The sequence below is a fragment of the Pseudomonas sp. C5pp genome (genome assembly GCF_000814065.1).
Taxonomy (GTDB): domain Bacteria; phylum Pseudomonadota; class Gammaproteobacteria; order Pseudomonadales; family Pseudomonadaceae; genus Aquipseudomonas; species Aquipseudomonas asiatica.
Window position 1 is genome coordinate 82,936 of record NZ_JWLN01000028.1, and the last position, 10,624, is coordinate 93,559.

Below are 10,624 nucleotides of genomic sequence, written 5' to 3' on the forward strand. Positions count from 1 at the left end.
GCGACCACCTGCCACTGCGACCATCGTCTGCGCTGACGAAGCGGCACCTGCGTGCCAGACTGATTGATCGGGACCGCGTTATCTTTTTGCTTCGGAGTCTTCATGTCGTTGTCCAGCGGGCTGATCGCCGTGGTCGCCCTGGCCTATATGGCCATCATGTTCGCCATCGCCTTCTACGGCGACCGCCGCAGCACCCCGTTGCCGCCGAAGCTGCGTGCCTGGGTGTACAGCCTGTCGCTGGCCGTTTACTGCACCAGCTGGACCTTCTTCGGCGCGGTCGGCCAGGCCGCCGAACAGCTCTGGGCATTCCTGCCGATTTACCTGGGCCCGGTGCTGCTGCTGATCTTCGCGCCCTGGGTGCTGCAGAAGATGGTGCTGATCAGCAAGCAACAGAACATCACCTCGATTGCCGACTTCATCGCCGCGCGCTATGGCAAGTCGCAGTCCCTGGCGGTGGTCGTGGCGCTCATCTGCCTGGTAGGCGTGCTGCCGTACATCGCCTTGCAACTCAAGGGCATCGTGCTGGGCGTGAACCTGCTGATCGGCGCCAACGCCGACGCCACCGGCACCCGCGTACAGGACACCGCACTGGTTGTATCCCTGGTACTGGCACTGTTCGCCATCGTCTTCGGTACCCGCAGCCTGGACGTGACCGAACACCACCGTGGCATGGTCCTGGCGATTGCCTTCGAATCACTGATCAAGCTGCTGGCCTTCCTCGCCGTGGGCATCTTCGTCGTCTTCAACCTGTATGACGGCTTCGACGACCTGTTCAGCCAGGCGCGCCAGTCGATCCACCTTCAGGACTATTGGCAGGAGACCATCAATTGGCCGTCGATGGTGGTGCAGACCGCCGTGGCGATGATGGCGATCATCTGCCTGCCACGGCAATTCCACGTTACCGTGGTGGAGAACATCGAACCCCAGGACATGCGCCTGGCGCGCTGGGTATTCCCGATGTACCTGGCGCTCGCCGCATTGTTCGTGGTGCCGATCGCCCTGGCCGGGCAGATGCTGCTGCCGGGCACGGTGATCTCCGATTCGTTCGTCATCAGCCTTCCTCTGGCCGAGGCACACCCGAGCCTGGCCCTGCTGGCATTCATCGGTGGTGCATCGGCGGCCACGGGCATGGTCATCGTCGAGGCCGTGGCGCTGTCGACCATGGTCTCCAACGACATGCTGCTGCCCTGGCTGCTGCGCCGTACCAACGCCGAGCGGCCGTTCGAGGCATTCCGCCACTGGATGCTCTCGGTACGCCGGGTGACCATCGTGGTGATCCTGCTGCTGGCGTATGTCAGCTACCGCTTGCTGGGTTCCACCGCCAGCCTGGCGACCATCGGCCAGATCGCCTTTGCCGCCGTGACCCAGCTGACCCCGGCCATGCTCGGTGCGCTGTACTGGAAGCAGGCCAACCGCCGCGGCGTATTCGCTGGCCTGGCTGCAGGTATCTTCCTTTGGTTCTACACCCTCGTCCTGCCGATCGCGGCGCACAGCCTGGGATGGTCGCTGCAGCTGTTTCCGGGGTTGGCGTGGCTGCACGGCAATCCGCTAAACCTGCCGATCAGCCCGCTGACCCAAGGCGTGGTGCTGTCGCTGGCGGGTAACTTCACGCTGTTCGCCTGGGTCTCGGTGCTTTCGCGCACGCGGGTTTCCGAGCATTGGCAGGCCGGCCGCTTCATCGGCCAGCAGACTAGCGCCAGGCCCAGCAGCAAGCCGCTGCTGGCGGTGCAGATCGACGACCTGCTGACCCTGGCCTCGCGCTTCGTTGGTGAAGAACGCGCCCGGCAGAGCTTCATCCGCTTCGCCTACCGCCAGGGCAAGGGCTTCAACCCCAACCAGAACGCCGACGGCGACTGGATCGAACATACCGAACGCCTGCTGGCCGGCGTACTCGGCACCTCGTCGACCCGCGCCGTGGTCAAGGCCGCCATCGAAGGCCGCGACATGCAGCTGGAAGACGTGGTGCGCATCGCCGACGAAGCCAGCGAGGTGCTGCAGTTCAACCGCGCCCTGCTGCAAGGGGCAATCGAGAACATCAACCAGGGCATCAGCGTGGTCGACCAGAACCTGCACCTGGTGGCCTGGAACCGCCGTTACCTGGAACTGTTCAACTACCCCGACGGGCTGATCAGCGTGGGCCGGCCGATCGCCGACATCATCCGCTACAACGCCGAGCGTGGCCTTTGCGGACCGGGCGAGGCGCAGGTGCACGTGGCGCGTCGCCTGCACTGGATGCGTCAGGGCCGTGCGCACTCCTCCGAGCGCTTGTTCCCCAATGGCCGGGTGATCGAGCTGATTGGCAACCCGATGCCGGGCGGCGGTTTCGTCATGAGCTTCACCGACATCACCCCGTTCCGTGAGGCCGAGCAGGCCCTGCGCGATGCCAACGAACGCCTGGAGCAACGGGTGGCGGAACGCACCCAGGAGCTGTCACAACTGAACCAGGCGTTGTCCGAAGCCAAGAGCCGTGCCGAAGCGGTGAGCCAGTCCAAGACCCGTTTCCTGGCTGCGGTCAGCCATGACCTGATGCAGCCGCTGAACGCGGCCCGGCTGTTCTCCGCCGCCTTGTCGCAACAGGCCGAGGGCATGAATGAAGAGGCCCGGCAGCTGGTGCAGCACATGGACAGTTCGCTGCGCTCGGCCGAAGAGCTGATCAGCGACCTGCTGGACATCTCACGCCTTGAAAACGGCAAGATTACCCCGGATGCCAAACCCTTTGCCCTCAACGAGCTGTTCGACACCCTGGGTGCCGAATTCAAGGTGCTGGCCGCCGAGAAGGGCCTGGAATTCCGCCTGCGCGGCAGCCGCCTGCGGGTGGACAGTGACATGAAGCTGCTGCGCCGGGTGCTGCAGAACTTCCTGACCAACGCCCTGCGCTACGGCAAGAGCCCGATCCTGCTGGGCGCACGGCGCCAGGGTGAACAGTTGTGGCTTGAAGTGTGGGACCGCGGCCCCGGCATTGCCGACGACAAGCTGCAGGTGATCTTCCAGGAGTTCAAGCGCCTGGACAGCCACCAGACCCGCGCCGAGAAGGGCCTGGGCCTGGGGCTGGCGATCGCCGACGGCCTGTGCCGGGTGCTGGGGCACAAGCTGGAAGTGCGCTCGTGGCCGGGCAAGGGCACGGTGTTCCGCGTCAGCGTACCGATTGCCCACCAGGCCGCACCGGCGCCCGCCGCCCCGGTGGAACAGGGCGGCCAGCCACTGGCCGGGCTGCAGGTACTGTGCGTGGATAACGAAGACAGCATCCTGATCGGCATGAACAGCCTGCTCAGCCGCTGGGGTTGCCAGGTGTGGACCGCGCGCAACCGCGCCGAATGCGAAGCTCTGCTGGCCAAGGGCATGCGCCCGCACCTGGCGCTGGTGGACTACCACCTGGACGACGGCGAAACTGGTACCGGGCTGATGGGCTGGCTACGCGCGCGCCTTGGCGAGCCGGTGCCGGGCGTGGTGATCAGCGCTGACGGCAGCAAGGAAACCATCGCCATGGTGCATGCCTCTGGCCTGGACTACCTGGCCAAGCCGGTCAAGCCGGCGGCCCTGCGTGCCATGCTCAATCGCCATCTGAGCCTGGTTCAGTAAGCGCTTCGTCCGGCAACGCCTCATCGGACAGCGCCCGCTCCAGCAGGTCGGCCGGCAGGCTCTTGCTGGCGCGGGCGCCCAGCAGCTTCAGCTGTTCGCTGCGGCTGACCAGGTTGCCGCGCCCTTCGCATAGCTTGTTACGCGCGGCAGCATAGGCCTTGTCCACCTGCTGCAGGCGGCTGCCCAACTCGTCCAGGTCCTGGATGAACAGCACGAACTTGTCGTACAGCCAGCCGGCGCGTTCGGCGATCTCGCGGGCGTTCTGGCCCTGGCGTTCCTGCTTCCACAGGCTGTCGATCACCCGCAAGGTGGCCAGCAAGGTGGTCGGGCTGACGATCACGATCTGCCGGTCGAAGGCTTCCTGGAACAGATTCGGCTCGGCCTGCAGGGCTGCCGAGAAGGCGGCCTCGATCGGTACGAACAGCAGCACGAAATCCAGGCTGTGCAGGCCTTCGAGGCGGTTGTAGTCCTTGCTCGACAGGCCTTTGACGTGGCTGCGCAGCGACTGCACATGCTGCTTGAGCGCAGCCTCGTCGTTGCCGGCGACGAACTGCTGGTAGGCGGTGAGGCTGACCTTGGCATCCACCACTACCTGCTTGTCGCCGGGCAGCATGATCAGAACGTCAGGCTGGAAGCGCTCGCCATCGGCGCTCTTCAAGCTGACCTGGGTCTGGTATTCGCGGCCCTTTTCCAGGCCGGCATGCTCCAATACCCGTTCGAGGATCAGCTCACCCCAGTTGCCCTGGGTTTTCTGGCCCTTCAGCGCCTGGGTCAGGTTGGTGGCTTCGTCGGACAGGCGCAGGTTGAGTTGCTGCAGGCGCTCCAGCTCCTTGCCCAGCGAGAAGCGCTCGCGGGCTTCCTGCTGGTAGCTCTCTTCCACGCGTTTTTCGAAAGCCTGGATGCGCTCCTTGAGCGGGTCGAGCAACTGGCCGAGATGCTGCTGGCTGGTCTGGGCGAAGCGCTGCTCGCGCTCGTCGAAGATCTTGGTAGCCATGTCGGCGAACTGGGCGCGCAGGGTGTCGCGGGCTTCCTGCAGGTCTTCCAGGCGCTGCTGGTGGCTTTCCTGCTGCTCGCGCAGTTCGGCGTCCAGGCGTGCGGTCTGGGCCTCCAGGCGACGCAGTTCGGCTTCGCGGTTGGCACGTTCGAGGTTCCAGGCGTGAGCGGCATCACGGGCATTGTCACGGTCGATCTGCAGCAGTTCCAGCTCACGGCCCTGGGCGGCCAGCTGGGTCTGCTTGACGGTGTTGGCTTCGCTGAGATCGCTGATTTCATCGCGGCTGGCGTCCAGTTGCGCCTGCAGGCCGGCCAGGGCCAGCTGGGCAGCATTGAGGCGCTCTTCGAGCAAAGCCAGCTCGCCTTGCCGCGTGCCCTGGCGACGCTGCACCTGCATGACCCAACCCAGGCAAGGTAATGCACCTGCCACCAAGCCCAGCAGAATGCTGGCCAGATCCACTGTCATGCTTACCCCGAATGATCCTGGATGAATGCATCGCAGCTTATCAGCCTGAGCGGTGTGTTGCCTGTTCAGGCCTCTTCGCGGGTAAACCCGCTCCTACAGGGATTGCACAGTATCCGAGGTATAGCTATTCCTGTGGGAGCGGGTTTACCCGCGAAAAGGCCAGTGCTGGCAACACACCTCAGGCATGGAACCACTGCCGCAAAAGCCGCCGTGCTTCCTGCGACCCCTGCCCCGCCGCCAGTTCCAGCCAGTACCGCGCCTGCTCCGGCTCGTTGTGCTGGCACAGCCGCGCATACTCCAGTTGCGCGCGCCGATCACCGGCGCGGGCCGCCTGGCGCAGCAGTTCATGGCCAATACGCCGGTCACGGGCATTGCCGCAATCACGGCACAACATCTGTCCCAGGCGGCTTTGCGCCACTACCACACCCTGACGCGCCGGCTGTTTCAACAGGCGCCCGGCCAAGTGCTTGACCTGCGGCTTGTCACCCAGGCGCGGGTTGTCGAGCAACCACAAGGCCACTTTGAGGGAGAAACGTTTGGGGGGAGGCGCAGGCGTCGATGCAGCAGGGCTGGCGAGGTGTTTACCGCGAAACTTCATGAGCAACAGGATTGGCAACTCGAAAGGCGCGCCACTCTACCCTTTTTTTTGCGACATGGCCTTCCGATTTCTGCAGGATTGAAAAAATTTTCAATGATCTTTTCTTGACGTTTTCAAGTGGATGACCAACTGGGTTCCTGAAGCATGTCGATTGTCGGACAGTTCACTGTATTGCTGGCACGCCCGTCCTAGAGCAAGCGCCAGGGACAATCCACAGTTCCTGTGGATAACTCGGTGGACAACCCCCTGGCATCCCTCGCAAACCCCTATGAATTGGGGCTTTCGCTCAAACTGACGATTTTTTCACCAGCTAAAAATAGTGTTTTTTTTCATTGACTTAACCGGCCAGTCAAGGCATTGGCGAGGCTGTGATGGCATGCTGCAAGGCAGTTGCAAGCGCTGCTCCGAATGTGAACAAGTGCACCAAAAACCTTCAATTGAATGCACGAAATCGGTACATCAGGCCGGATACGGGCCTTTTGCAGCCCCTTCCCATCAGGGGAAATACGCGCCATACTGCGCGGCTAACCTGTATTAACACGAAGTCCTTGCCAAGCACCTGTATTTTCGTTAAGGTGCGCATCGTTAGTACCAAGCTGAAAGTCAATTCTGGCCTCAAGCGTCCTTGCAGACACACTCCTCCCAAGGGTGACGCTGCTGAAACCAGGACCGGCCCATTCCGATGATTCACTCGCCAGCCCAGCGCTGTTCAAGCACGAATCACGTGACAGATTGATCAGGATCCCACCCCGACGGCCTAGAACCTTGGCCCCGGCGTGCTGCCTGCCCTCTGAAGTACCTACCAGTCAGCCCACGCGCCCACCTTTGATTGCGCTCCCTCTGGCTGCCCTGTTCCAGTCAGGTTCGTTCGTCCCTTAATAAAGGCGTCACTGGAACGTTTCTATCATGCACGGATCATAACCCCCGTGTTTAAAGCAGGAACCTCCAACAATATGCAAACTCATCATCAGATTCAGGCTGCCATTGGCACCCTCTCCCAGGCCTTCTCGCCGTTGAAGTGCCTTATCGTTGCCCCTCGCAAAGGCAGCTTCAGCTTCACCCTGGTAGACGAACACGGCGTCGCCTGCCACACCGAGCGCCTGTACCCCGAACAGTACAGCCGCAGTGAACCGCTGCAGGCGGTCATCGCCCGAACCCGCCAGTCGCTCACCGCGTGAGCGGCGAATGCTGCGGTATTCAAGCGCTGAATCATCCCATCGCAAGCCTGCCTGAACGTTCGTGGCGTAATTGCCTTAAGGCATATAGCCAAGTACGTCAGGCAGCAATCGATTTAAAAACAGCCCTTTACACCACGATTATCACACTACACTTCAACTCGAGCGGTGCTTGCCGCTTCCGGCGGGCCTGATCACTCACCAGCTGCCAAGCTCCAGCGCCCGTCCGGCCCTTAACTGCTCGAGGGCATCATGGGTATCGCGGCGAATGAATTGTGTCAGTATGTGATCCGACCCACCCTGGTCTACCTGAACCGTCACTGCGCCAGCGCCGAAGCCTTGTTGCTTGGCATCGCCGCCAGCCAGTCGGCCCTGGGGTCGGCCTTGCACGACCGTCGTGGGCACGGTCTGTACCGTATCGGCGAACACCGGCACCAGGCTATCTGGGACGACTATCTTGCCCGTGACCCCGACCTGGCCAGCCTGGTCCGCGGCCTGGCCAGCCAGCACGCCTTCCTCGGCGGCCCGCACCTGGAACTCACCGTCAACCTGCGTTATTCAACCGCGATTGCCTGGATGCTCATCGAAGAGCAGGCCACGCCACTGCCTGCCGCCGATGACCTTCTCGCGCTTGCGCGAATCTGGCGACAAATTTTCAACCCCCAAGGTCGCCTGCGCGACTTCACACACGCCTGGCATACCTGCATAGATCAGAGATTGCCGCAGGCATCTTAAGACGCGTCCTACAACGTGCCCGGAAAAAAGGGAATTTTGGTCGGATTGTCCTACAAAACCGCTCTATCTCCTGCGATTGAGGCTATAGCGCGGCGCGTGATTTGTTGGTAGCTTTTCGCCCCGGAGATCCCAAGGAGTTTTCTAATAATGAAAAAAGTAATGCTCAAAGCCTCCCTCGGCGTAGCCGTTGCACTTGCTTCCAGCCAACTGCTCGCCGCAGGTTTCGCGCTGAACGAACAAAGCATCAGCGGCATGGGAACCGGTTTTGCGGGACGTTCGTCTTCTGCCGAAGATGCCAGCACGGTGTATGGCAACCCTGCGGGCATGTCTCGCCTCAAGCGCGAACAGGTCACCGTGGGTGGCGCGGCTGTCATTGCCAAAACTGATATTTCGGGTCGTGGTAGCAATTTCGGGGGGGAAACCGATGGCGACATGGTCCCGGTCGTGGGTGTACCCATGGGCTATTACGTCAAACCTATCGATGATCACTGGAGCGTCGGTTTCGGCGTTTACGTGCCATACGGCCTGATCACGGACTACGGCAGCGACGACGCGGCACGCTACTGGGGCAAGAAGAGCAAGGTCGAGGTTGTCACCTTCCAGCCAACCATCAGCTATGCCTTCAACGACAAGGTGTCGATCGGTTTCGGTCCGACCATCAACCGTATCAAGGGTGAACTGGGCTCGAATCTGTCCAGCAAGGCGCTGCTGGGCCCGAACGGGCCGGATGGCGAAATCAAGATCAAGGGCGACGACACCGCGATCGGTTACAACATTGGCGTCCTCGTGCAAGCCACAGACCGTACCCGCCTGGGCCTGACCTATCACTCCATGGTCGACTACAAGCTTGAAGGCGACACGCGAGTGTCGTACCCGATTGCAGCCCTCGGCCTGAACGGCAAATTCGACGCCAGCCTGAAAATAAAGACGCCAGAATCGGTGGACTTCTCGATCACCCATGAACTGGATGACCAGTGGACACTCTATGCGGGTAGTACCTGGACTCGCTGGAGCCGCCTGGAGAGCATCGTTGTCAAGAACGAAGCACCGACGGGCTACCCACTGCAGACCATCACCGAAGAGCAAAACTGGCATGACACCTGGGCACACGCCATTGGTGCTGCCTACAAGGTGAACAAGGAGTGGACCCTGCGTGCAGGCTTCTCCGTCGACCAGTCGCCCACCAACAACCATGATCGCTCGCCGCGCATTCCTACCGGCGACCGCAAGGCTGTCAGCTTTGGTGCCGGTTGGAGCCCGAACGACGACATGACCATCGATGTTGCCTACTCGTATCTGTGGGAAGAGGATACCAAGGTGAACAATGTGTCCGGCTCGCCGACACAACAGGCGCTGAAAGGCACCTATCAGGCCAAGTATGAGAACAGTGCTCACGGTATTGGTGCATCCCTTACCTACCGCTTCTGATTCATACGCGTGACATGAAAACCGCCCTCGTGGCGGTTTTTTTACACCTTCACCTGCCAGTCATCGCCCAGGCATTCGCGCAGGTAGTCCATGAACACCTGTACTTTTGCGGTCATGGCAAAGCGGTCGGCCAGGCACAGATAGATATCCATCGGTTCGGTCTGGGCATAGGCCTGGCCGCTATCGCTGTATTCGAACAACGGCACCAGCGCCCCGTTATCCAGATACGGCCTTACGATGAACTCGGCAAGGCGGGTGATGCCGCCATCGTGCAGCGCCATCTGGGTCAGGGCATCGATGTCGTCGCTGATCAGGACACCGCCGAACTCTGCCTCGAACCGCAGCCCGTCGCGCATGAACCCCCAACGCAGGAAGCGTCCATCCACCGGGTAGCGGAACACCAGGCAGCGGTGGTCACGCAAGGCCTCGGGCGTGGCCGGCACGCCGGCGCTTTGCAGGTAACCGGGCGAGGCACAGCATATGAACGGTATACGGGCGATATGCCGGGCCAGCAACTGGTCTTCGAGTTGCGGGGCAATGCGCAGGCTCACGTCCACATCCTCCCGCGCGTGGTTGACCCGGCGATCAGTCGTTACCAACTCTATCGAAAGCAGTGGGTAGCGGGCGCTGAACGCGGGTATCAATGGCGCCAGCACGTGGCGACCGAAGGCGGACGTCGAGGCAATGCACAGCCGTCCCTGGGGCTCACTGTCGGGGGTGGTGACGGCCTGTTCTGCCAAGGCCAGGTCGCGCTCGATGTGCCTGACGCGTTCGTAATACTGGGTGCCGGCGGGTGTCAGCGCCATACTGCGGGTGGTGCGGCTGAGCAGGCGAACCTGCAAGTGGCCTTCCAGGCGTGCCAGGTTCTGGCTGACCGCGGCCGAGCTCAGGCCCAGGTTGCGGGCACCGGCGGCGATACTGCCGGCTTCGACCACCTTGATGAAACTGCGAATGGCGTTGAGCAGGTCCATGCTGAGCCCTTGGATTCGTAAGAATCTCTTTATAAAGAACTCAATGCGGCTGGTCTACAGCTGCTGCCGGGTGCGTTGCTAACCTGCGTCTCTACTTACTTTTCAGGAGTTCGCATGAGCAACCTGTCCCAGGCACGCGGCCGACGCAAATTGCACCCGGGCGCCACGCCCTACGTTTTTGCCTTCTACATGTCGTCGATCATGGCGCTATTGATGTGTTTCGTGATCACGGCAGCGAATGCGGGGGTCAACCCTGAGTACCTTGGCAACGTGCTGAAGGCTTACCAGTTGGCGATGCCTGTGGCGTTCGTCTGTGTATTGATGGTCAGGCCGGTGGTTGTGCGGTTGGTGGCGATTACTGTGCATGCAAAGTGAAGTAACCTCAAAGCCCAGGCAAGCCCCCTGCTCTTGCTCTTGCTCTTGCTCTTGCTCTTGCTCTTGCTCTTGCTCTTGCTCTTGCTCTTGCTCTTGCTCTTGCTCTTGCTCTTGCTCTTGCTCTTGCTCTTGCTCTTGCTCTTGCTCTTGCTCTTGATCTTGATCTTGATCTTGATCTTGATCTTGATCTTGATCTTGATCTTGATCTTGATCTTGATCTTGATCTTGATCTTGATCTTGATCTTGATCTTCGCGACTTCAGGAGGCCGAGCAGAGGTCTTGCGGAGGGAGGTGACGGGCATGG

The 10,624-nt window shown here is 61.4% G+C and carries 9 protein-coding genes; 5 read left to right on the forward strand and 4 right to left on the reverse strand.

Annotated elements, in window-relative coordinates; translation table 11 throughout:
• The first annotated feature begins 102 nt into the window (after window positions 1-102).
• Window positions 103-3,579, forward strand: coding sequence for a hybrid sensor histidine kinase/response regulator (locus RR51_RS21070; protein ID WP_039614586.1), 3,477 nt, complete (start codon window positions 103-105; stop codon window positions 3,577-3,579).
• Here the strand turns inward: RR51_RS21070 and rmuC are convergent.
• Both rmuC and RR51_RS21080 read right to left on the reverse strand, forming a co-directional pair.
• Window positions 3,551-4,924: a DNA recombination protein RmuC gene (rmuC, locus tag RR51_RS21075; RefSeq protein WP_161551463.1), complete on the reverse strand. Its 1,374-nt coding sequence runs from the start codon at window positions 4,922-4,924 to the stop codon at window positions 3,551-3,553. The genes RR51_RS21070 and rmuC overlap by 29 nt on opposite strands.
• A 292-nt stretch (window positions 4,925-5,216) precedes the next feature.
• Window positions 5,217-5,636: a tetratricopeptide repeat protein gene (locus RR51_RS21080; RefSeq protein ID WP_024086418.1), complete on the reverse strand. Its 420-nt coding sequence runs from the start codon at window positions 5,634-5,636 to the stop codon at window positions 5,217-5,219.
• Window positions 5,637-6,589: 953 nt separating this feature from the next.
• Between RR51_RS21080 and RR51_RS21085 the strand changes: the two genes are divergently transcribed.
• The 3 genes from RR51_RS21085 to RR51_RS21095 all read left to right on the forward strand — a co-directional run bounded on the left by RR51_RS21085 (window position 6,590) and on the right by RR51_RS21095 (window position 8,974).
• A complete protein-coding gene (locus tag RR51_RS21085; RefSeq protein ID WP_003257337.1) occupies window positions 6,590-6,814 on the forward strand; it encodes a hypothetical protein in 225 nt (74 codons plus the stop codon).
• A 249-nt stretch (window positions 6,815-7,063) separates the two neighbouring features.
• Window positions 7,064-7,546, forward strand: coding sequence for a hypothetical protein (locus RR51_RS21090; protein WP_003257336.1), 483 nt, complete (start codon window positions 7,064-7,066; stop codon window positions 7,544-7,546).
• 147 nt (window positions 7,547-7,693) lie between these two features.
• Window positions 7,694-8,974, forward strand: a complete 1,281-nt coding sequence (locus RR51_RS21095; RefSeq protein ID WP_039614588.1) for an OmpP1/FadL family transporter — start codon at window positions 7,694-7,696, stop codon at window positions 8,972-8,974.
• Window positions 8,975-9,015: 41 nt separating this feature from the next.
• Here RR51_RS21095 and RR51_RS21100 read toward each other — a convergent pair whose 3' ends face one another.
• Window positions 9,016-9,945: a LysR family transcriptional regulator gene (locus tag RR51_RS21100; RefSeq protein ID WP_039614589.1), complete on the reverse strand. Its 930-nt coding sequence runs from the start codon at window positions 9,943-9,945 to the stop codon at window positions 9,016-9,018.
• Window positions 9,946-10,059: 114 nt separating this feature from the next.
• Between RR51_RS21100 and RR51_RS29565 the strand changes: the two genes are divergently transcribed.
• Window positions 10,060-10,320, forward strand: coding sequence for a DUF2798 domain-containing protein (locus RR51_RS29565; RefSeq protein ID WP_082044731.1), 261 nt, complete (start codon window positions 10,060-10,062; stop codon window positions 10,318-10,320).
• Here the strand turns inward: RR51_RS29565 and RR51_RS31080 are convergent.
• A partial coding sequence (locus RR51_RS31080) for a hypothetical protein (protein WP_082044732.1) occupies window positions 10,227-10,624 on the reverse strand: 398 nt, incomplete at its 5' end. The genes RR51_RS29565 and RR51_RS31080 overlap by 94 nt on opposite strands.

What these genes read in the sequence shown, in the direction of transcription:
- RR51_RS21070 (WP_039614586.1), top strand. Translation starts at nt 103, where the DNA reads ATGTCGTTGTCCAGCGGGCTGATCGCCGTGGTCGCCCTGGCCTATATG.
- RR51_RS21080 (WP_024086418.1), bottom strand. Translation starts at nt 5,636, where the DNA reads ATGAAGTTTCGCGGTAAACACCTCGCCAGCCCTGCTGCATCGACGCCT.
- RR51_RS21085 (WP_003257337.1), top strand. Translation starts at nt 6,590, where the DNA reads ATGCAAACTCATCATCAGATTCAGGCTGCCATTGGCACCCTCTCCCAG.
- RR51_RS21090 (WP_003257336.1), top strand. Translation starts at nt 7,064, where the DNA reads ATGGGTATCGCGGCGAATGAATTGTGTCAGTATGTGATCCGACCCACC.
- RR51_RS21095 (WP_039614588.1), top strand. Translation starts at nt 7,694, where the DNA reads ATGAAAAAAGTAATGCTCAAAGCCTCCCTCGGCGTAGCCGTTGCACTT.
- RR51_RS21100 (WP_039614589.1), bottom strand. Translation starts at nt 9,945, where the DNA reads ATGGACCTGCTCAACGCCATTCGCAGTTTCATCAAGGTGGTCGAAGCC.
- RR51_RS29565 (WP_082044731.1), top strand. Translation starts at nt 10,060, where the DNA reads ATGAGCAACCTGTCCCAGGCACGCGGCCGACGCAAATTGCACCCGGGC.